This window comes from Sphingomonas sp. (assembly GCF_041661825.1).
In the GTDB taxonomy this organism is placed as follows: Bacteria; Pseudomonadota; Alphaproteobacteria; order Sphingomonadales; family Sphingomonadaceae; genus Sphingomonas.
The window spans coordinates 175,018-194,981 of record NZ_JBAZTU010000007.1 but is presented as its reverse complement, the minus strand read 5'-3'; the positions used below and the strand labels follow the sequence as shown (position 1 = coordinate 194,981).

At 66.6% G+C, this 19,964-nt stretch carries 19 protein-coding genes; 9 read left to right on the top strand and 10 right to left on the bottom strand.

Going from position 1 to position 19,964, the window contains the following annotated elements; all coding sequences use genetic code 11:
* The first annotated feature begins 75 nt into the window (after positions 1-75).
* The 3 genes from mgtA to WC729_RS28290 all read left to right on the top strand — a co-directional run bounded on the left by mgtA (position 76) and on the right by WC729_RS28290 (position 6,415).
* Positions 76-2,694, top strand: coding sequence for a magnesium-translocating P-type ATPase (gene mgtA / locus WC729_RS28300; protein ID WP_372858064.1), 2,619 nt, complete (start codon positions 76-78; stop codon positions 2,692-2,694).
* Between the two features lie 109 nt (positions 2,695-2,803).
* Positions 2,804-5,212, top strand: coding sequence for a phosphoketolase (locus WC729_RS28295; RefSeq protein WP_372858062.1), 2,409 nt, complete (start codon positions 2,804-2,806; stop codon positions 5,210-5,212).
* A 3-nt stretch (positions 5,213-5,215) separates the two neighbouring features.
* Positions 5,216-6,415: an acetate/propionate family kinase gene (locus WC729_RS28290; protein WP_372858060.1), complete on the top strand. Its 1,200-nt coding sequence runs from the start codon at positions 5,216-5,218 to the stop codon at positions 6,413-6,415.
* A 40-nt stretch (positions 6,416-6,455) separates the two neighbouring features.
* Here the strand turns inward: WC729_RS28290 and WC729_RS28285 are convergent, their stop codons facing one another.
* Complete coding sequence (locus WC729_RS28285; RefSeq protein ID WP_372858059.1) at positions 6,456-7,472, bottom strand: zinc-dependent alcohol dehydrogenase family protein; 1,017 nt, start codon at positions 7,470-7,472, stop codon at positions 6,456-6,458.
* A gap of 41 nt (positions 7,473-7,513) precedes the next feature.
* Positions 7,514-8,155: an alpha/beta hydrolase gene (locus tag WC729_RS28280; RefSeq protein WP_372858056.1), complete on the bottom strand. Its 642-nt coding sequence runs from the start codon at positions 8,153-8,155 to the stop codon at positions 7,514-7,516.
* Between the two features lie 260 nt (positions 8,156-8,415).
* Here WC729_RS28280 and WC729_RS28275 point away from each other — a divergent pair, with 260 nt between their 5' ends.
* A complete protein-coding gene (locus WC729_RS28275; protein ID WP_372858054.1) occupies positions 8,416-9,276 on the top strand; it encodes a universal stress protein in 861 nt (286 codons plus the stop codon).
* A 4-nt stretch (positions 9,277-9,280) separates the two neighbouring features.
* Positions 9,281-10,393, top strand: coding sequence for an AI-2E family transporter (locus WC729_RS28270; RefSeq protein WP_372858052.1), 1,113 nt, complete (start codon positions 9,281-9,283; stop codon positions 10,391-10,393).
* 82 nt (positions 10,394-10,475) lie between these two features.
* Here the strand turns inward: WC729_RS28270 and WC729_RS28265 are convergent, their stop codons facing one another.
* Both WC729_RS28265 and WC729_RS28260 read right to left on the bottom strand, forming a co-directional pair.
* Complete coding sequence (locus tag WC729_RS28265) at positions 10,476-12,143, bottom strand: SulP family inorganic anion transporter (RefSeq protein WP_372858051.1); 1,668 nt, start codon at positions 12,141-12,143, stop codon at positions 10,476-10,478.
* A complete protein-coding gene (locus WC729_RS28260) occupies positions 12,133-12,462 on the bottom strand; it encodes a helix-turn-helix domain-containing protein (RefSeq protein WP_372858050.1) in 330 nt (109 codons plus the stop codon). The genes WC729_RS28265 and WC729_RS28260 overlap by 11 nt, the downstream gene beginning before the upstream one ends.
* A 138-nt stretch (positions 12,463-12,600) precedes the next feature.
* On the opposite strand from WC729_RS28260, the gene WC729_RS28255 reads away from it, so the two are divergent.
* Positions 12,601-12,891 (top strand): hypothetical protein, encoded by a 291-nt coding sequence (locus WC729_RS28255; RefSeq protein ID WP_372858048.1) that lies wholly within the window; start codon positions 12,601-12,603, stop codon positions 12,889-12,891.
* Positions 12,888-14,498, top strand: coding sequence for a phosphoenolpyruvate carboxykinase (locus tag WC729_RS28250; RefSeq protein ID WP_372858047.1), 1,611 nt, complete (start codon positions 12,888-12,890; stop codon positions 14,496-14,498). The genes WC729_RS28255 and WC729_RS28250 overlap by 4 nt, the downstream gene beginning before the upstream one ends.
* Before the next feature lie 332 nt (positions 14,499-14,830).
* Here the strand turns inward: WC729_RS28250 and WC729_RS28245 are convergent, their stop codons facing one another.
* The 3 genes from WC729_RS28245 to WC729_RS28235 form a co-directional block, all read right to left on the bottom strand.
* On the bottom strand, positions 14,831-15,085 hold the full coding sequence (locus WC729_RS28245) for a hypothetical protein (protein ID WP_372858046.1): 255 nt from the start codon (positions 15,083-15,085) through the stop codon (positions 14,831-14,833).
* Complete coding sequence (locus tag WC729_RS28240; protein ID WP_372858045.1) at positions 15,054-16,373, bottom strand: glycosyltransferase family 4 protein; 1,320 nt, start codon at positions 16,371-16,373, stop codon at positions 15,054-15,056. The genes WC729_RS28245 and WC729_RS28240 overlap by 32 nt, the downstream gene beginning before the upstream one ends.
* 117 nt (positions 16,374-16,490) lie before the next feature.
* The gene (locus WC729_RS28235) at positions 16,491-17,288 is read right to left on the bottom strand and encodes a universal stress protein (RefSeq protein ID WP_372858044.1); all 798 of its coding nucleotides are present in this window, start codon (positions 17,286-17,288) and stop codon (positions 16,491-16,493) included.
* 145 nt (positions 17,289-17,433) lie between these two features.
* Here WC729_RS28235 and WC729_RS28230 point away from each other — a divergent pair, with 145 nt between their 5' ends.
* Positions 17,434-17,637 carry a DUF5818 domain-containing protein gene (locus WC729_RS28230; protein WP_372858042.1) on the top strand — a complete coding sequence of 68 codons (204 nt, stop codon included), beginning with the start codon at positions 17,434-17,436 and terminating at the stop codon, positions 17,635-17,637.
* Between the two features lie 65 nt (positions 17,638-17,702).
* Here WC729_RS28230 and WC729_RS28225 read toward each other — a convergent pair whose 3' ends face one another.
* A complete protein-coding gene (locus tag WC729_RS28225; RefSeq protein ID WP_372858041.1) occupies positions 17,703-17,885 on the bottom strand; it encodes a hypothetical protein in 183 nt (60 codons plus the stop codon).
* 281 nt (positions 17,886-18,166) lie between these two features.
* Here WC729_RS28225 and WC729_RS28220 point away from each other — a divergent pair, with 281 nt between their 5' ends.
* Positions 18,167-18,793, top strand: a complete 627-nt coding sequence (locus WC729_RS28220) for a hypothetical protein (RefSeq protein ID WP_372858040.1) — start codon at positions 18,167-18,169, stop codon at positions 18,791-18,793.
* Here the strand turns inward: WC729_RS28220 and WC729_RS28215 are convergent.
* Both WC729_RS28215 and WC729_RS28210 read right to left on the bottom strand, forming a co-directional pair.
* Positions 18,790-19,353: a transcriptional regulator gene (locus WC729_RS28215; RefSeq protein WP_372858039.1), complete on the bottom strand. Its 564-nt coding sequence runs from the start codon at positions 19,351-19,353 to the stop codon at positions 18,790-18,792. The genes WC729_RS28220 and WC729_RS28215 overlap by 4 nt on opposite strands.
* A 153-nt stretch (positions 19,354-19,506) precedes the next feature.
* Positions 19,507-19,953 carry a potassium channel family protein gene (locus WC729_RS28210; RefSeq protein ID WP_372858038.1) on the bottom strand — a complete coding sequence of 149 codons (447 nt, stop codon included), beginning with the start codon at positions 19,951-19,953 and terminating at the stop codon, positions 19,507-19,509.
* Positions 19,954-19,964 lie beyond the last annotated feature (11 nt).

The following is a 19,964-nucleotide window of genomic DNA, read 5'->3' as shown; positions in this document are numbered from 1 at the left end:
CGGTGCGGGACAAGGCGCTGCGCGCCGGCTGATCAACGACAGTCGCTGCATCCATCGCCCGGAGAGACGCCGCTCATGATTGCCCCCAGGATCAAGACGATACCGCAGTCGTCCGGGCCAGGCTCCGGCATCGCCTATTGGAGCGGATCCGCTCAGACACTCTTCGGCGCGCTCGACAGCCGCAGCCAGGGACTGTCCACGATCGAGGCGGCAGCGCGGCTGCGCCGCGACGGCCCGAATGCGGTCAGGGAAGAGTCGGGAAGATCGATCCGGTCGCTGCTCCTGCGCCAGTTTGCGAGCCCGCTTGTGCTCATCCTGATCTTCGCGGCGGTGGTAGCCGGCGTGGTGCAGGAATGGTTCGAGGCCGGCATCATCCTCGCCATCGTGCTGGGGAGCAGCACGCTCGGCTTTGCCCAGGAATATCGCGCTTCCAGCGCGGTCGCCGCGCTTCGCCGTCGGCTGGCGCTGACGGCGCGCGTCAGGCGCGACGGCTCCGTCGTGCCGGTACCGTTCAGCGAGGTCGTGGCCGGCGACGTGGTGCTGCTTTCGGCCGGGGCCGTGGTACCGGCGGACGCCCTCGTGCTGGCGGCCAGCGACCTGCTGGTGAGCGAGGCCGCGCTGACAGGCGAGTCGTTTCCGGTCGAGAAGCGCGCCGGGATCGTGCCGGAATCCGCTCCGCTTGCGGCGCGAACCAACGCGGTGTTCCTGGGAACCTCGGTCCGCAGCGGCACGGCTGAGATCCTGGTCGCCCGCACGGGCCAGCGGACGCAATATGGCGCCATCGCCGCTCAGCTGACGTCAAAGTCCGTCGAGACCGACTTCGCCCGCGGGATTCGCCGGTTCGGCAGCATGCTGATCGGCATCATGATCGTGGTGATCATCTTCGTCCTGACGATGAATCAATTGCTGGGCCGTCCGTTCCTGGAATCCCTGCTGTTCGCGGTCGCGCTCGGCGTGGGCCTGTCGCCGGAACTGCTCCCGGCGATCCTCAGCGTCACGCTCTCGGCGGGCGCGCGGGAGCTCGCAAAGCGGGGCGTCATCGTCCGTCAGCTGGAGGCAATCGAGAATCTCGGCGGCATGACCGTCCTGTGCACCGACAAGACCGGCACGCTCACCGAAGGCGAGATCACGCTGAAGGCAGTGGTCGATGCATCGGGTCGCGATGCGCCCGACGTCGAACGCCTGGCCTTCCTCAACGCAACCTTCGAGACCGGCATCGCCAATCCGCTCGATGCGGCAATCGTCGCATCGGGCAGTGCAAAGGGCCTGACCACGGCAGGTGCGACCAAGGTCGATGAGATCTGCTATGATTTCACGCGCCGGCGCCTGACCATCGTGGTCGAGCAGGCCGACCGGCCGGGCTCGCGCCTGCTCATCACAAAGGGCGCGGTCGCCAATGTGCTCGACCTGTGCACGATGGTGCGGGTCGCCGGCGAGGAGCAGCCGCTCTCGGACCGGAAGCGCGCCGAGCTCGGCCTTTATGCCCAGGCCCGCGGCGAGGAAGGACTGCGCGTCCTCGCCCTTGCCGTGCGCCGGATGGATGTCCGCCGCGACTATACGATCGCCGACGAGACGGCGCTGTGCTTCGCCGGCTTCCTCGCCTTCTACGATCCGCCCAAGCCGGAAGCTGCCTCGGCCATCGCCGACCTCGCGGCGCTCGGTGTTGCGGTCAAGGTGATCAGTGGCGACAACCGCCACGTCGTCGCGCATGTGGCGAGCGCGCTCGGCCTTGATGCCGGCGACGTTCTGACGGGCGGGGAGATCGCCGCGATGAAGGACGAGGCGCTGTGGAACCGGGCGAACCGGACATCGCTCTTCGCCGAGATCGATCCCCAGCAAAAGGAAAGGATCATCCGCGCCCTGCAGCGGACCGGTCAGTCGGTGGGCTATCTTGGCGACGGCATCAACGACGCGCCCGCGCTCTATGCGGCCGATGTCGGTATTTCGGTGAACTCGGCGGTCGACGTCGCGCGCGCCAGCGCCGACATCGTCCTGTTGCACCGCGACCTGGGGGTCTTGAGGGCCGGCATCGAGGGCGGCAGGCGTACCTTTGCCAATACCCTCAAATATATCTGCATCACCATCAGCGCCAATTTCGGCAATATGGTGAGCATGGCGCTGGCAACGCCCTTCTTGCCTTTCCTGCCGATGACCGCGGTCCAGATCCTGCTCAACAACTTCCTGTCGGACCTGCCGGCGGTCATGCTGTCGTCCGATACCGTCGAGCCGGAACAGGTGGCGAAGGCACAGCGCATGGGTATCGGCGACATCCAGCGCTTCATGATCGTGTTCGGCCTGGTCAGCTCGGCCTTCGACCTGGCGACCTTCTATCTCCTCCTGCGACTCTTCAGGGCCGATATGGGGACCTTCCAGACGTCCTGGTTCGTCGTGTCGCTCCTGACCGAGCTGGCGGTCCTGCTCGTGCTCCGGACGCACCGCGCGTCCTGGCGGAGCCGGCCCGGCAAGCTTCTGGTGTGGACGACGGTCATCGTCGCAATGATCGCGGTCGCGTCGCCCTATGCCGGGTACGGGTCAGCCCTGTTCGGTCTCACACCGCTCCCTCCGACATTGCTTGTCGCGCTGATCGGCGTCGTCGCTGCCTATTCAGCGGCGACGGAGGCCGTCAAACACCGGTTCTTTCGGCGGTTCGCGACAGGAGTGTCGGTAAGGAGCCCCATGCCGGCGACCGACTGAGCGCCGCGCCGGCGGGGCGGCTAGTACGACTACGTATTTCGGGCCGGGCCTGCAGGCGGCAACACGAGGGGCCTTTGTCGCGTGCCAGGCGTTCTCCCGGAGACTGATCATGAACCAGACCGTCAGCCCTTTATCGGCCCCTCCGCTGACTACCGGGGAAACCGCGCTCATCGACCGCTACTGGCGGGCCGCCAACTATCTCTCGGTCGGCCAGATCTACCTGCTCGACAACCCGCTGCTGCGCGCGCCGCTCGAGCAGGCGCATGTGAAACAGCGGCTCCTGGGGCATTGGGGGACGACGCCGGGCCTGAACTTCATCTACGCCCATCTCAACCGGGTGATCCGCGCCCGCGATTGCGATGTGCTCTATGTCTGCGGCCCCGGCCATGGCGGGCCGGGCATGGTCGCGAACACCTGGCTCGAGGGCAGCTACAGTGAAATCTACCCGGCGGTCGGCGAGGACGAGGACGGCATGCGCCGGCTGTTCCGGCAATTCTCCTTCCCGGGCGGCATCCCCAGCCACGCAGCGCCGGAGACGCCCGGTTCGATCCATGAGGGCGGCGAACTCGGCTATGCGCTCGTCCATGGCTATGGCGCGGCCTTCGACAACCCCGACCTGATCGTGGCCTGCGTGATCGGCGACGGCGAGGCCGAGACCGGGCCGCTCGCCGCCTCCTGGCACAGCAACAAGTTCCTCGACCCGGTCCATGACGGCGCCGTCCTGCCGATCCTCCACCTCAACGGCTACAAGATCGCCGGCCCGACGATCCTGGGACGGATGGACGACGCGGTCCTTCGTCAGCTGTTCGAAGGCTATGGCCATGAACCTTTCTTCGTGGTGGGCGACGACCCCGCCGACATGCATGGGCAGATGGCCGCAACGCTCGAGCGCGTGTTCGACCGGATCGCCGGGATCCAGCGTGCGGCGCGTTCCGGGACGCTGGATGGGCCGGTCCGCTGGCCGATGATCGTCCTGCGCAGCCCCAAGGGGTGGACCGGCCCGAAAGAAGTGGATGGCAAGAAGGTCGAAGGCTTCTGGCGTGCGCATCAGGTCCCGATCGCAGCGGCGCATGACAATGACGCCCATCGTCACCTGCTCGAGGCATGGATGCGCAGCTACCGTCCCGAAGAGCTGTTCGACGCGAACGGACGGCTTCTGCCCGAGCTGCGGGGACTCGCGCCGGAGGGCGACAAGCGAATGGGCTCGACGCCCTATGCCAATGGCGGCCTGAGACGGCATAGCCTGAAGCGGCCCGCCTGGCGCGACTTCGCCCTGGACGTGCCGACACCCGGCGGCGCCGTCGGAGAGGCGACCCGGTCGCTCGGCCAGTACCTCGCCCGGGTGATGGAACTGAGCGCCGACACCCGGAATTTCCGGATCATGGGGCCTGACGAGACCGCCTCGAACCGGCTCGATGCCGTGTTCGACGTGACCGACCGTGCCTGGATGGAGCGGGTCGAGCCTTATGACGAGCATCTCGCCCGGGGCGGCAGGGTGATGGAGGTCCTGTCCGAGCATCTCTGCCAGGGATGGCTCGAAGGCTATCTGCTGACCGGCCGGCACGGGCTGTTCAATTGCTACGAAGCCTTTGTCCACATCGTCGATTCGATGTTCAACCAGCATGCCAAATGGCTGAAGGTGTCGCGCGAGCTGGACTGGCGCGTGCCGATCGCCTCGTTCAACTATCTGCTGACCAGCCATGTCTGGCGGCAGGACCATAACGGGTTCAGCCACCAGGACCCGGGCTTCATCGATCATGTCGTGAACAAGAAGGCCGATGTCGTTCGCGTCTATCTGCCGCCCGATGCGAACACCCTGCTGCGCGTCGCCGACCATTGCCTCGGCACGTATGACCGGATCAACGTGATCGTCGCCGGCAAGCAGCCCGCCCCGCAATGGCTCACCGCCGACCAGGCGGAGACGCATTGCGCGGCCGGCGCCGGGATCTGGGAATGGGCCGGCACCGATCGGGACGGCGCGGCACCGGACGTCGTCCTCGCCTGTGCCGGCGACGTGCCGACCCTCGAGACGCTCGCTGCGGTCGACCTGCTGCGCCGGCATGTGCCGGACCTGAAGATCAGAGTCGTCAATGTGGTCGACCTGATGACGCTGCAACCGGAAAGCGAGCATCCGCACGGCCTGAGCGACAGCGACTTCGATGCGCTGTTCACTCGCGACCGGCCGGTGATCTTCGCCTTTCACGGTTATCCCTATCTGATCCATCGGCTGACCTACCGGCGAACCAACCATGACAATTTCCATGTCCGCGGATTCAAGGAGGAGGGCACCACGACCACGCCGTTCGACATGGTGGTGCGCAACGATCTCGATCGCTACCACCTCGCCATGGATGTGATCGATCGCGTGCCCGGGCTGATCGACACCGCCGCCCATGCCAAGCAGGCGTTTCGCGACAAATTGATCGAGCACCACGCCTATATCATCGAGCATGGCGACGACTTGCCGGAAATCCGCGACTGGACCTGGCCGCACGGCAATCCCGATGTGGCTCGCTGACCCGTGACCGAGGCGATCCTGGCGCTGAACGCTGGCTCGTCAAGCCTGAAGTTCGGGCTCTACCCCATCGACGCGAACCGCGACGGCCCGACCGAGCTCCTGGGCGGAAGCATGACCGGCCTCGGCGGTGCCGCGCCGACCTTCACGGCCCGGGCGCCGGACGGCAGCCTGGTCGCACAGGAGGATTGGGTGGGCCTTGGCCCGGACGCGGTGACGGCGCGGCTGATCGACTGGGTCGAGGCGCATCTCGGACCAGCCCGCCTTGCGGCGGTCGGCCACCGCATCGTGCATGGCGGGCGCGATTTCTTTGAGCCGGTCGCCATCGACGACCATGTGCTCGCGCGGCTGGACGCGCTGACGCCGCTCGCGCCCCTTCACCAGCCGCTCGGTCTTGCGCCCGTCAGGCGGCTTCGTGCGCTCCGCCCCGCCCTGCTTCAGATCGCCTGTTTCGACACGGCGTTCCATCACGATCTCGCGCCACCCGTCAGCCGCTACGGCGTGCCGCGCGCGCTGGAGGCGGAAGGGATCCGCCGCTATGGCTTTCACGGCCTGTCCTATGAGTCGATCGCAGCGCAACTTGCGGCGCAGGAGGATGGGGCCGGCGATGCCCGGATCGTCGTCGCTCATCTCGGCAATGGTGCGAGTCTCTGCGCCCTTCAGGGGCTTCGCAGCGTCGACACGACCATGGGCTTCACCGCGCTCGACGGTCTGGTGATGGGCACCAGGCCCGGCCCGCTCGATCCCGGTATCCTGCTCTATCTGCAGCGCGAGAAAGGCTATTCGCTCGATCGGGTCGAGCACCTGCTCTACCATGAATCGGGCCTGCTCGGCGTGTCCGGGGTCTCGGCCGATGTCGCCACCCTCCTTCAGGCCGGGTCGCCCGCGGCCGCCGAAGCGCTCGACCTCTTCGCGTTTCAGGTCGCGCGTCAGACGGCCGCCCTGGCGGCGACAATGGGCGGCATCGATCGGTTCGTATTCACCGGGGGCATTGGCGAGCATGCGCCGACAGTCCGGGCAATGATCGCGCGCCGGCTCGAATGGATGGGGGCAGTACTCGACGACGCCGCGAACCTAGCCGGACGGGCGCCCCTCCTGTCAGCGGCGGAAAGCCGTCTTCGCCTTCAGGTCCTGCCTGCGCGGGAAGAGCACGTCATTGCCGCGCATGTGGTGGCGCTTCTGCCCCGGCCGGCACGCGGCGCATGATCCGGCCGACCAGGGCACGAACGGTGCAACGGGCGGATGTTCAGGGCACCAGCACGATCGCACCGGAAACGTGACCCGCGCGGAGCCGGGCGATAGCCTCATTCGCCTGGTCGAGCGCAACGGATTCGGTGACCGTCCTGATCCCGGATCTTGCCACAACCTCGAAAAAGGAAAGCCCGTCCTCGCGCGTGAGGTTGGCGACTGACAGGATCGATCGCTCCCCCCAGAGATCGACGTAACGGAATGATGGAATGTCGCTCATGTGGATGCCAGCGCAGACCACCCGCCCGCCCTTTCGGACTGCCTTGAGCGCCAGCGGCACGAGCGCACCGACCGGCGCGAAGATCAGCGCTGCATCGAGCGCGACCGGCGGCCTTTCCTCCGAGGATCCCGCCCAGATACAGCCGAGCGAGCGCGCGAAGGCCCGGCCCTTCTCGTCCCCCGGCTTGGTGAAGGCATAAACGTCCCTTCCCTGCCATGCAGCGACCTGGGCGAGGATATGGGCGGCCGCACCGAAACCGTACAGGCCGATCGCTTTCCCGTCACCCGCCAGGCGCAGCGCCCGCCACCCGATCAGGCCGGCACAGAGCAACGGCGCGGCTTCGATGTCGGAGAAGCGATCCGGGATCGAAAAGCAGAATCGCGCATCGGCTCGCACATGGGTGGCGAAGCCACCGTCGCGCGTGCATCCCGTGAAGGCGGGGTAGTCGCAGAGATTCTCGCGGCCCGATCGGCAATAGGGGCATGTACCGCAGCTATGGCCGAGCCAGGGCACGCCCACGCGCTGTCCGATACGAAAGCCAGCCACCGCAGCGCCCAGCGCGACGATCCGCCCGACGATCTCGTGCCCGGGGATGACCGGATAGAGCGCCGGGATATCGCCGTCGAGGACATGGAGGTCGGTCCGGCAGATCCCGCATGCCGAGACCTTCAGCAGGACCTCGTCAGGGGCTGGCCTCGGGACCGCACGAGTCACGAGCCGCAACGGCCGGCCGGGCCCGTCGGACTGCATCGCCCGCATGGTCGTCGCGGCAGCTGCGCTCGCGCTGGCCGTCATTGGCACTATCCTTTCCTCAAGCCCCAGTCCCGGTCGCAACGTCAGGCCAGGTGACGGTTAAACCAGTGCGCGGCGTGACCGACCACCGAATCGATCGCGCCCGGATCCTCGAAATGGTGATGCGCATTGGGGACGACGACCAGCTCATGCGCGCAGCGCAGATGACATATCGCCTCGCGGCTGGCCTCGAGGGCCGGCAGGTCACGCCCGCCGGCGATCAGCTGGACCGGTGCCCGTACCCGCGACAGCGCCGGCGACCCCGCCAGATCGGGCCGGCCGCCACAGGAGACAATCGCCCCGGCCTGGCGTGGCGCGATCGACGCGGCGCGCAGCACCCCTGCCACGGCCAGGCCAGTACCCAGATAGCCGGTCGGCACCGGCGTGACGGACGAGGTCTCAAGCCATGCGGTGGCGGCCAAAAGCCGGGCCGCGAGCAGCTCGACATCGCCAGCCAGATCGGGGTCGCTCTCCTCTCGCTGGCTCAGCAGGTCGAGCAGCAACGTCCCGAATCCGGCCGCGCGGAGCCCCTCGGCCAGCTGGTTGTTGCGCGGTCCGAGGCGGCCGGTGGCACTGGCAAAAGCGAGGATGATCGTGGCGACCGCGTTACCGGGTGACCCGAGCACTCCATGGAGTCCGACGGTGTCGATGAAGACTGGCCGGTGGTCATGGACGTTGACGGTCATGACCGTCGGCCGGTGGAGCAAAGGCCGCCCCTGCCGCATCCGGCGCGTGCGTGCCCGCAATGTCTCCTCGCCGATTGATCCATCTGTCGCGCTCCCTTCGAGCCGTCGCTGTCCACCAATCGCAAGGCGGACTGAATACGAAGATACCCGTAGAGCCCCGAACGCACGTCGGGGCATCAGCCGCATCCGTGAAGTCACGGATAGAATCCGCCAGCCCCCAAGATGAAAGCTCGCCGCCTGAACTTCACCGGGGAAACCTCATGCAGCGCATCCTCGTCGCCGCCAACCTGACCCCTGCGGGGATGCTCGCCATTCGGCGCGCCTGCGATCTGGCGTCCGGGCATTGCGCCGACGTCCGGCTGGTCCATGTCGTGAAACCTTCCGCGCGCACGGGCGAGGTCGATGCCGCCCAGACTCGGGCCGATGAAGCGGCCAGGGAGGCGGCTGTGCACTATCCGTGCGTCGGCGAGGTCAGCGCCTGCGTCCTGAAGGGAGCGCTGGTCGACGCGGTCTGCCGCGAGGCGGAGGCGTACCGGGCGGACCTCATCGTCGCCGGCGCGCATGCGGATCGCGACTGGAGGGATTCACTGTTCGGCACTGCGGGTGAGCGGATCATGCACGCGGCGGGCCCGCCGGTGCTGATCGTCCGGCACGACGCGACCGGTCCGTATCGGCGCGTGCTGGCAGCCGTCGACACCGGGATGGGCGCCGCCGGGCCGTTGCGGCTCGCCTGCCAGATCTCGTCGGCGGATACGATCTTCGCGGTTCATGCCTTTGCCCCGAACCTGTCCGGGCTCGTGCGGGCCGGCGGGAAGGCCGGTCTCCAGGATCTCGAGCAGCGCGAGCTGGAAAAGGCCGTCCGCGATGCGCTCGCCGGCCGCACCGACCTGTCGGTCCATGTGCAAGCGGCAGCGCTGCCCGGCGATCCGACATCGGCGATGATCAGCGCCTGGGAGGTCTTCCGTCCCGACCTGCTGGTCGTGGCGAGCCATGGCCGGTCCGGCCTGGCGCGCATCCTTGTCGGCAGCGTCGCCGATTCGATGATCGACCAGCTTCCCTTCGATATGCTCGTGCAGCGGCTGCCGGCCGGCACTGCGGCCGACAGCAGCACCGGGTCCTGATCGCGTGAAATCCGGACTCGGCGCCGCAGCGCGATCACTCTCCCCGCGCCCCGGGCAAAGCCGGCATGAGTTCGCCCTGAGGGCTGCGATCGTGCTCGGCATGGCGGTTGCAGCGGTTGCTGCCTGGCGCCTGCTCGACCTGCTGCTCCTCTTCTATGCCGCAGTGCTGGTCGCCTTGCTGTTTCATGCGCTCGCCGAAGCCCTCTCGTCCGTGACGCGGCTGCCGGTCCACTGGAGTCTTGCCGTCGTGGTCGCAGGGAGCTTCCTGCTTCTCCTGGGACTGGTGGCGCTGTTCGGCGTTGAGGTCGCGCACGAACTGAGGACGCTGGCGGCCCGGTTGCCGGCAGCCTGGCATTCGCTCCAGGCCCGCCTTCAGCCCCTCGGCATCGACCCGGGGAGCCTCGACGCAATCAGGGCGCGGCTGATCGACGGCACCGGCGCAGCCGCGATCGGCGAGATCGCGGCGACGGCTCTCACCGCGATCGGCGCCCTGCTCCTGGCCCTGGTCGGTGCGGCCTATCTGGCGGCGCAACCAGGAACCTATCGCCGGGGGGTGCTCATGCTCGTGCCCCGCGAACGCCTGCGCGCCACGGCCAGGATGCTCGAAGCGGTCGTGTCCGCTCTGAAGCGCTGGCTGGTGGGACAATTGCTGGTCATGGTCGTCGTGGGCCTGATGACCGGCCTGGGGGCGTGGGCGATCGGCCTGCCATCTGCCGCCGCCCTCGGGCTGATCGCGGCGGTCCTCGAGTTCGTCCCTTATGTCGGCCCCATCCTCACCGCCGTGCCCGCCCTGCTGCTGGCCTTTGCGATCAGCGCCGAGACCGCCGGATTGACGCTCGGCCTTCTCCTCATCGTCCAGCAGCTCGAGGGATATATCCTGACGCCGCTGGTGCAGAACAGGGCGGTCGCCCTGCCGCCGGCGCTTACGCTCTTCTCCATCTTCGCCATGGGTATCCTCCTGGGTCCGGCCGGGGTCCTGCTTGCCGCCCCGCTGACGGTCAGCGCCTATGTCGTCGTGAACCACCTGCTTGGCCGTGCCGCGCATGTTTCCGGCAGGAAAGCGCGTCACCGGCCGGGATCCCGGCACCCGTCAGCGAACGGCAAGGCGGCCGAGTGAAACGGACAATCGAATAACGCCGCGGCAACCGCTCGCACAGATTTGAGCTCGCGAATTCTGGATGCGGCCGATGGCGTGCTGGCTAAGGAGCGGCCGCATATTCAGCCGCGCGGCGAAGTGCTGCCGAATAGTCGACCGCATAGTGGACTCGATCCGATTCCGGCCCGAGATAAACACGCGCGAGCATCGAGGCCGGTTGCGGCTGGACGCCGGACAGGATGACGCGCGCGCCGGCAATTCCTGCCTGGACGACGAACTCCTCGACGGCGGTGACACCGCTCGCGTCGAGCAACGGCACAAGGCGCATGCGCAGGATGATGACCCGAGGCGACTGGCCCAGCCGCCGCAAGGTATCGAGCAGTTCACCGGCGACCCCGAAGAAGAAGGGCCCCGTGATCCGGAATACTTCGACACCGGGGGGGAGCGCATCGCGCTGATGCCCTTCCTCATCGTCGAGGTCATCGTCCGGGTCCAGGGTCGCATCGTTCTCGACATGGACCGTCTCGCTCATCCGCATCATGAAAATCAGCGATGCAAGCGTCACGCCCACCCCGATCGCCACCGTGAGATCGACCAGCACGGTCAATCCAAAGGTGATCAACAGCACCGAGCGATCGCCATTGGGCATGCGCAACAGAGTCAGAAAACCCTGATATTCGCTCATGCCCCAGGCGACCATGAACAGGATCGCGGCAAGCGTCGCCATCGGCACGAACGCCATCAGGCCGGTCGCGAACAGCATGAACAACAGCAGGAACGCAGCGTGGAGCATTCCGGCCACGGGGGTACGCGCGCCGGCCTTGATGTTGGTCGCGGTCCTGGCGATCGCGCCCGTCGCCGGCAGGCCACCGAACAGCGCGGAGGCGATGTTGGCCACCCCCTGCCCTACCAGTTCCTGGTTCGAGCGGTGACGCGACCCGATCATGCCATCCGCCACGACGGCAGAGAGCAGCGCTTCGATCCCGGCGAGAAAGGCAATCGTGAACGCGGACGGCAGGACGGCGCCGATCTTGGTCAGGCTGATATCCGGAAGCGACGGGAGCGGCAGGCCCGCCGGGATATGGGGAAAGCGCGTTCCGATCGTATCGACCGGCAATTTCAGGAATAGCACCACCAGCGACGCGAGCACGACAACGATCAAGAAGCCCGGCAGGCGCGGGGCAAGCTTGCGCAGCAGGATGATCAGGACCAGCGAGCCAACTCCGACCGCGAGCGTTGCAAGACTGATGCTGCCAATCGCCGAGAAATAGGCTTGCCATTTCGGCAGGAAATCGGCGGGCACCTTGTCGAGGGCGAGCCCCAGAAAATCCTTCACCTGGCTCGACGCGATGATGACGGCGATGCCCGCGGTGAACCCGGTCACGACCGGGCGCGGGATGAACTTGATGATCTGCCCGAATCTGGCGAGCCCGGCGACGAGAAGAATCAGGCCGGCGAGCAACGTCGCGAGCAGCAGCCCGTCATAGCCATGCTTCGCGATGACGTTGAAGATCACCACGACAAAGGCGCCGGTCGGACCGCCGACCTGGACACGGGATCCCCCCAGCCCGGAGATCAGGAAGCCAGCCACGACCGCGGTGATGAGGCCCTTGTCCGGCGACGCGCCGCTGGCGATGCCCAGCGCCATGGCCAGCGGCAGGGCGACGATTGCGACGGTTAGCCCGGCAACCGCATCCGCGCGAAAGGCATCCAGGCTATAGCCCTGGCGAAGCAGGCTGAAGGATTTCGGGACGAATGCCCTATGCGGCACCGTCGGTGCTTCCGCCTGCCCGAGCCTGATCGAACAGCATCGACGGAACGCGCAAGCCCGACGACCCGATGCGCGCTTCGACCAGGCGAACACCCCGGCCCCGTCCGCTGCTTGGCGCATGCTCGCCGATCAGCTCGATCCCCGCGCCCTCGAGCGCCGTGATCACCTTGACCAACGTATCGACCACGCCGCGGACCTGCCCGCCCGAGGCTTCCATCCGCTGGATGGTCGGCAGCGACAGGCCGGCGAGTTCGGCGAGCTGCTTCTGATCGATGCCGAGCAGGGCCCGTGCGGCGCGCATTTGCAGTGAGGTGATCATTGGGCCTCGCTTGATGTTTTATACATCAAATCTCAGTATTAACATTTCAATACCATGTGCTAGATTGGCATTACAATAGCTAATCCATGAATGCGTTGGCTTCGTCTGATGGGATAATCGAAACTGAAAGGGGTGAGCGTGTTCCTCTATCTGCCGCGCATAGACGGTGACCGTGTGTGCCTCATGGGTGACCGGATCGACGTCCGGCCGGCACCTCTCCCGACGCCAACCTCGTCACGTGCCTTGATCCTCAACACGACAACCAGCGCGGGGGCAGTCGAGATCGTCCTGTCCGCCGGCGAAGCGGCAATGCTGATGTTCGAGATCGGCCATGCGCTCGAACAGGCCAATCGGCTGGCAGAATCAGGCAATCGCCCGGTCCGGACCGCCGACCACGCACGCGTCTTGCCTAGTGGAGGCTTGCCATGACCATCGCCGAACGCTGGGTGCACACCGCCAGCAGTTTTGCGTTCAAAGCCGACACGCGCGTCCATCATAATCTGGGCACGCCGGAACTGGTGGAGCACGCGCTGCGCCGCGCCGAGGGGCGCCTTGCGGACGGCGGCCCGCTCGTGGTCGCAACCGGCGCCCATACCGGGCGGTCGGCGCAGGACAAGTTCATCGTCAGGGACGACGAGACCGAGCACGCCGTCTGGTGGGGCAAGGTCAACCGGCCACTGTCGGCCACGGCCTTCGCCGCGCTCGAGCAGGATTTCCTCGCCCAGCTCGGCACGATGGACGAGGTCTATGTCCAGGATCTGCTGGGCGGATCGCAGCCGGAGCACCAGATCAAGGTCAGGGTCATCACCGAACTGGCCTGGCATTCGCTCTTCGTGCGGACGATGCTGGTACGGCCGACCGATGCGCAAAGAGCGGCATTCGCGTCGGATTATCTGATCATCGATCTGCCGAGCTTCAAGGCCGATCCATCCCGCCATGGCTGTCGATCCGAGACGATCGTCGCGGTCGACCTTACCCGGCGCATGATCCTGATCGGCGGCACCGCCTATGCCGGCGAGATGAAGAAGGCGGTCTTCTCGATCCTCAACTATGTGCTGCCGCAGCGCGGCGTGATGCCGATGCACTGTTCGGCCAATATCGGGCCCGATGGCGATACGGCAGTGTTCTTCGGGCTGTCCGGGACCGGCAAGACCACGCTCTCGGCCGATGCCAGCCGCACGCTGATCGGCGATGACGAACATGGATGGTCGGACACCTCGGTGTTCAACTTCGAGGGCGGGTGTTACGCCAAGATGATCCGGCTCTCGGCCGAAGCGGAGCCCGAGATCTTCGCGACCACCGAGCGGTTCGGCACGATCCTCGAAAATGTCGTGATGGATCCAAAGACGCGGCTGCTCGATCTGGACGACGCGACGCTCGCTGAGAACACGCGCGCCGCCTATCCAATCGACTTCATCCCCAATGCCTCGGCCGAGAATAGGGGTCCCGTTCCCCGCAATATCGTCATGCTGACGGCTGATGCCTTCGGCGTGCTGCCGCCGATCGCCCGGCTGACGCCCGACCAGGCAATGTATCATTTCCTGTCGGGCTATACCGCCAAAGTGGCGGGTACCGAGATTGGCGTTCGCGAACCCGAGGCGACCTTCTCGACCTGCTTCGGTGCGCCGTTCATGCCGCGCCACCCGTCCGTTTATGGCAATCTCCTGAAAGAACGCATCGCGGCGGGCGCGGTCAAATGCTGGCTGGTCAACACCGGTTGGACAGGCGGCCCTTACGGCACCGGCCGGCGCATGCCCATCAAGGTTACCCGCACCTTGCTCAACGCAGCACTCGATGGCCGTCTCGACGATGCCGACTTTCGCACCGACCCGTATTTCGGGTTCGAGGTGCCAATCGAGGTGCGTGACGTCGACAGCAGGATGCTCGATCCCCGCAGGACGTGGACCGACAAGGATTGGTACGACGCGACCGCGGAGCGGCTTGTCCTGCTGTTCACCGAGAATTTCAGGCAGTTCGAAGATGCGGTGGACAGCTCGGTCCTGGCCGCAGGGCCGACCGCAAACATCGACATCTGAGCTGGCATGCCCGGTTTCCAGGCGGGCTTGGGGCTGCCTGGCTGCAACCACCGCATGGTGGCGGGCAGAGCCGTAGCGCCCTGCTCCTGGCCCTGGTCGGTGCGGCCTATCTGGCGGCGCAACCAGGACTCTATCGCTGGGGGATGCTCATGCTCGTGCCCTGTAGAGGCCTGCGCGCCACGGCCAGGGTGCTCGAAGCGGTCGTGTCTGCTCTGAAGCGTTGGCTGGTGGGACAAGGTGCTGGTCATGCTCGTCGTGGGCCTGGTGACCGGCCTGGGGCCTGGGCGATCGGCCTGCCATCTGCCGCCGCCCTCGGGCTGATCGCGGTGCCGTCACCCGATAAGGGAACTGACCGAAAGGCTTATGGTCGCCGAGACAGTGAGCGCCGCCACACGGCGCCCCCCCGCATCGTCCACCATGATTTCCAGATGGATGGAATCCCGGTCGCCGGCGACCTCTTCCGCAACGATATCGGCGGCGGCCCTTCGCGCCTTGGCACAGGCGGCGTTGAGGTCCGCAAGTTCGACACCCTCCTCATCGGAGGCGTGCCCGACATCATTCCGGACATGGAAAAAATAGCGCTGCATGATTCAATACTCCGTTCGGGGGACGTTCGGCCGCAGCGCGGCAGCCAAGGGGCATCACCGCGCCGGCAGGGATTGTCGCTGGCGGGCGAAGGGCAGCGCTCATCCTCATGATCGAGCGCTCGACCATCCTCCGCCAGGTCATGTCCCTGCCCCGGAGATAAGAGCGGGCCGCCATCGCCCGGCGGGCGGCGTCCTGCGTCAGGATCTCGAGGAGCGCGTCAGCCATGGCAGGGGGATCATCGAACGGGACCAGGCTTCCATAGCCGTCGGCGAGCAGTTCGCTGGCATGGGCATAGGGCGTGGATACGATCGGCTTTCCCAGGCCCATGGCATAGGCGAGTGTTCCGGAGGTGATCTGGGCCGGATTGCGATAGGGCGTGACATAGACATCGGCCGCCGCGATGCGGTCGAGCAAGTCGCGTTCCTCGAGGAAACCGTCATGCCAGCGGAGCCAGCGATCGACGCCGAGCGATCGGGCAAGATGCCGAAGGCTTTCACGATAGGCTTCGCCTTCCCGGGAGACGAGATGCGGGTGGGTTGCTCCAACGATCCAGTACAGCGCATCCGGGCATTGTTCGAGGATCGCCGGCATCGCCCGGATCATCGTCTCGATCCCCTTGCCCGGCGACAGGAGGCCGAACGTCATGATCGACGGGCGGTCCTCGAGGCCGAGCGCGCGACGGGCCACCGGCGGGTCGATATAATCACGGTCGGGCACGCCGTGCGGCACCACCGCGATCTTGCCGGGCGGGACCCCGTAGGCGCGCTCAAGGATCGCCCGCGCCCGATCAGCCATCACGATCAGCAGGGACGCCCGTGCGGCCAGGCGGTCGATCACGTCTTGCTGTTCGGTGGACGGCGTTTCGAGAATGGTATGAAACGTCACGGCGACAGGAGTCGTCACGGCGTCGATCAGCTCGAGCAGATAGGCGCCGGCCGGTCCGCCGAATATCCCGAACTCATGCTGGACCCAGATCAGGTCGGCGCCGCTCGCGACGATCGCTCGGGCAGCGGCCTGGTAGCTGGCGCGATCGTCCTGGTCGATCGTGCGGACCACAGCCTCGGGAAACGCGTAGGAATGGCCCAGATCGACCATCGCATAGACATCGACTTCGGTGTCCGGAAAGCGGGCGCGCAGCGCCTGCCGGACATGGGTCGTGTAGGTGGCGAGACCGCACAGGCGCGGGAGGTAATTTCCGATCAGCGCGATATGCGACGGTCGCCCGCGCAAGCCGGCGACAGGCCCCTTATCGGCCGGGTAGGCGATCGACGCATCCAGCATGCTCATTTTTCCGATTCTCAAAGGACAGGTCGGAGGGCGGAGGTCAGCGGTGCCCGCGACGGGTGGAGATCATCGTCGCGGGGTTTGGCCAAGGAATCGAAGGCACCAGCTTCACCATCGCGCCTATCGGGCAAGGAAGACCGGAACCGGGCATTCGTGCAGGACGCGCCTGCTGACGCCGCCGAGCGCCGCCTCGACGAAGCGGCTGTGCCCGAACCCGCCCATCACGAGATAGGCGGCCTTCATCTCGTCGATCGCATCGAGGATGATCGAGCTGGGAAGGTCGAACGTCGCGCGTTCCTGGCGGACAATGGCATGCATGCCGTGACGCGACAGATAGGTCGCGGCGTCCGTGACAGGCAGGACGAGCGAGCCGTCATCGATCTCGATCAACGTCACGCCTTCGGCGAGCTGCAGCAGCGGAACCGAAGCGCGCAACGCCGCGTCGGCCTGCGCCGAGCCATCCCAGGCGACCAGCGCATGCCCGCCCAGGTCGATGCCCGCGGCATCCCTGGGCACCGCGACGATCGGCCTGCCGGTCTCGATCAGCACCTCGCCGGCAACGCCGTACATGTCGGGAAAGGCACGGCCGTCAAGGTCTCGATTGAGGATGATCACATCGGCCAGCCCTGCTGCCTGCCTGACCGTCGGACCGAGATAACCCTGTGCGTCGACCCAGCTGTACGGCACCTGCTCGGCGCGGACGCGCGGCTCGATGCGCGCGCGATTGTGCGCCTCGACGACGCGTTCATCCAGTGCCAGCACGGCGGGGACGCCGTCCATCTCCCCGACCACGGCTGCGGGGATGGCGACGTCGAGACACGTCAGATGCCCCTCGAGCGCGCGCGTCATGTCGAGCGCGACCTGGATGCGCGCTTCCTGCCCGGCATCGTCGTGCACCAGCACCAATATGTTCTTCATGATCGGCTCCGTCGTTCGAGTGACGCCGCGGAGTGTCTCACCGTCAGGGCCGGCCTCGATATGCGCAATGTCCCGGATGCTTCCCCGACCCGGAGACTGGCGACCCGCCGTTGAACGGAGATGCGCCGCCCCCTATTCTACAGCCATGACCATGATCGGCAGCCGCATCGTCGAGACCGGAACGCTGATCCGGGAATCGGGCGCCTTCATCCTCCGTCGCGACCTGGGCGGCAGATATGAACTCGAGCTCCAGCGTGTGCCGGTCGACCATGTCGAAAAGCGTGTACGCATCACCGGGGTGCTGGTCGGCGAACGGCTCGTCAGCGTGGACGGCGTCGCCCCCGCCTGACCGGCCAACGGTACGGCCCGCCGGCACAGGTCCCTGGAAGAGCCGAATCGAAGCCGGGGTCGCGCTCAGGCCTCGGGAGCGGGCATCTCGCCGGGCGTCTGCTCGGGAAAGTCCCGGTCCGGCGGCGGCGATCTGACCTCGGGATCGTCCGGGACCGGTTCCTCGACAGGAGCCTGCCAGCGCGGCGTCTCCGGCTCGCCTGGGACGACGACCGGGTCGGTCGGGGAGATAGGTGGGGGGATTGCCATCGCGAAAGCCTCTCATTCCGTCACATCGGTCCTCGAGCGGGACCGGCGACAATCCTGCGGTGCCGCGGAAGGCGCCGCTATCCGTGAAGGTACGAGGACGCATGCGTAGCATTGCGTATTCATCGCGTGCCCGTAGCCGATCATGCTCAGGCCATGACGAAGCGCGTTGCATCGATGAACAATGATGCGCCCTATCCCGCCGGGGCTGGCGTGCCGCCTCGGGGGATATCCGCCATTGCTGCGGCGAGCGTCAAACCGGCCGTCCCGACAGGAGGGATCAAATGACGACGCGCATGCGGGAGATCGCTGGCGAAATCGTACACCTTCAGCGGGAGCTCGACCGCGAGATCGAGCAGCGGCGCACGGCGCTAGGCTGGAAGCTCAAGGCCGGCCTGGTCGAGTTCGAGCACGGGATCACGGCGGAACAGCGTCGCTGGCGACTGGGCGCGGCGCGCTTCGTGGCAAGATCCTCGCTGGCGACCAACCTCGTGGCCCCGGTCATCTACTCGCTGATCGGGCCGCTGCTGCTGCTCGATGCCTGGATGAGCCTCTATCAGGCGATCTGCTTTCGGGTGTACCGCATCCCGCGCGTGCGCCGCGCCGACTATATCGCGTTCGACCGGGGACAGCTAACCTATCTCAACTGGATCGAAGCCCTGAACTGCCTCTATTGCGGCTATGCGAACGGCCTGATTGCCTATGCCCGCGAGATCGCGAGCCGGACCGAGCAATATTGGTGCCCGATCAAGCACGCCCTGAAGATCAGCGATCCTCATCAGCGCTACTATCAGTTTCTCGAATATGGCGATGCGGAAGGCTATCGGCAGCGTCTGGAAGCTTTCAGACAGGGCCTGCGCACGGAAGACGGCAACAGCGACCCTGAGGCCGGCCCGGCCGACCGCCCCTAGCAGCCCTGCCGGTACGCGACGGCAAGGGCCTCGGCGGCGCAGGTCAACGCGCGATGACGCCGTCGTTCCTCCAGCGCGTCGGGCAGCGCGCGATGGGCCGGTGGCTGACCGCCGGCCGGTTCCCTTACCCCGGCAAGAAGGTGCTGGAGCACCGTGTCGATCTGCGCCGCGGGAACGACCGGGTCGAGGATCGCCCGGGCGCAGGCGAGAGCATCCGTGTCGCTGTCGCCGAGCCGCAGGCTGTGCCGCGGGAACCCGGCGGCCCTGAGCAGCCGGCTCATCCATTTGCCGTCCCAGGACGGGGCGCTCGCGAGAAGCGCATGGCCGGTCAGCGCATCTACCGTCTTCCGGGCGACAATGTCGTACGGAACGCCGTCCCGTTCGAGCATGTCGCGGCTGATATGGTGGATGGCCTCGGCAGCGGGGTCCCACTCCGTCCAGGTCTCGGCGGGCTTGATCAGACAGGTCCCGGATCGCCCATCCTCGAACACCCAGCCAATTTCGATGGGATAGCTTTGCCGCGAAAGCGACGATGCCTCGAAGTCGAGAAAGACACGCATGCTGCGCCCATGCCCGACCGGAATGTCCTTATCCACCCCCGCGACGGCTGCAACGAGCCAACGCAATGAAGCGACCGCGCCCGTCGCGTAGGCGTTCCGGGCAGTGCCACGCATGCGGCAATGACGGGCCCGTCATCGCAGGCGCTCGGCCCCTCACCGCAAAACCTCAAGCTCGCGTTCAAGCAGCCTGATGCGGCTGACAATCGCGACGAAGAAGGCGGTGGACCAGCCGAGCAAGATGACGCCATTGGCGCCTTCGATGGCGCCGAGGACGCGCCAGCCCGGAGGCAGCACGACGTCGCCATAGCCAATCGTCGCATAGGTTGAGGTCGAAAAATACAGGGCGGACTCGAAGTCGCTCAACGCACCGAGCATTACATACAAAAGGGCATAGCCCCAGATCTCGGCGGCGTGGAGCAGGAACAGCCCGAACGCCGCTAGGAGGATGCCGATGCCATCCCGGACCAGTGCTCCCGCGTCGCCGGTCCGGATCCGGTGACGGCGCAGCATTGACAGCAGGAAGGCCAGCCCGCCGAGATGAAGCGCCACGGTAAAAGCAACCATGGCGGTCGCGACAGCAAGCTCGGTGAACAGCGTCATCGGTCCGGTCG

Coding starts and splice junctions, on each gene's coding strand:
- mgtA (WP_372858064.1), top strand. CDS start 76: ATGATTGCCCCCAGGATCAAGACGATACCGCAGTCGTCCGGGCCAGGC.
- WC729_RS28295 (WP_372858062.1), top strand. CDS start 2,804: ATGAACCAGACCGTCAGCCCTTTATCGGCCCCTCCGCTGACTACCGGG.
- WC729_RS28285 (WP_372858059.1), bottom strand. CDS start 7,472: ATGACGGCCAGCGCGAGCGCAGCTGCCGCGACGACCATGCGGGCGATG.
- WC729_RS28280 (WP_372858056.1), bottom strand. CDS start 8,155: ATGACCGTCAACGTCCATGACCACCGGCCAGTCTTCATCGACACCGTC.
- WC729_RS28275 (WP_372858054.1), top strand. CDS start 8,416: ATGCAGCGCATCCTCGTCGCCGCCAACCTGACCCCTGCGGGGATGCTC.
- WC729_RS28260 (WP_372858050.1), bottom strand. CDS start 12,462: ATGATCACCTCACTGCAAATGCGCGCCGCACGGGCCCTGCTCGGCATC.
- WC729_RS28250 (WP_372858047.1), top strand. CDS start 12,888: ATGACCATCGCCGAACGCTGGGTGCACACCGCCAGCAGTTTTGCGTTC.
- WC729_RS28245 (WP_372858046.1), bottom strand. CDS start 15,085: ATGCAGCGCTATTTTTTCCATGTCCGGAATGATGTCGGGCACGCCTCC.
- WC729_RS28240 (WP_372858045.1), bottom strand. CDS start 16,373: ATGAGCATGCTGGATGCGTCGATCGCCTACCCGGCCGATAAGGGGCCT.
- WC729_RS28235 (WP_372858044.1), bottom strand. CDS start 17,288: ATGAAGAACATATTGGTGCTGGTGCACGACGATGCCGGGCAGGAAGCG.
- WC729_RS28230 (WP_372858042.1), top strand. CDS start 17,434: ATGACCATGATCGGCAGCCGCATCGTCGAGACCGGAACGCTGATCCGG.
- WC729_RS28225 (WP_372858041.1), bottom strand. CDS start 17,885: ATGGCAATCCCCCCACCTATCTCCCCGACCGACCCGGTCGTCGTCCCA.
- WC729_RS28220 (WP_372858040.1), top strand. CDS start 18,167: ATGACGACGCGCATGCGGGAGATCGCTGGCGAAATCGTACACCTTCAG.
- WC729_RS28215 (WP_372858039.1), bottom strand. CDS start 19,353: ATGCGTGTCTTTCTCGACTTCGAGGCATCGTCGCTTTCGCGGCAAAGC.
- WC729_RS28210 (WP_372858038.1), bottom strand. CDS start 19,953: ATGACGCTGTTCACCGAGCTTGCTGTCGCGACCGCCATGGTTGCTTTT.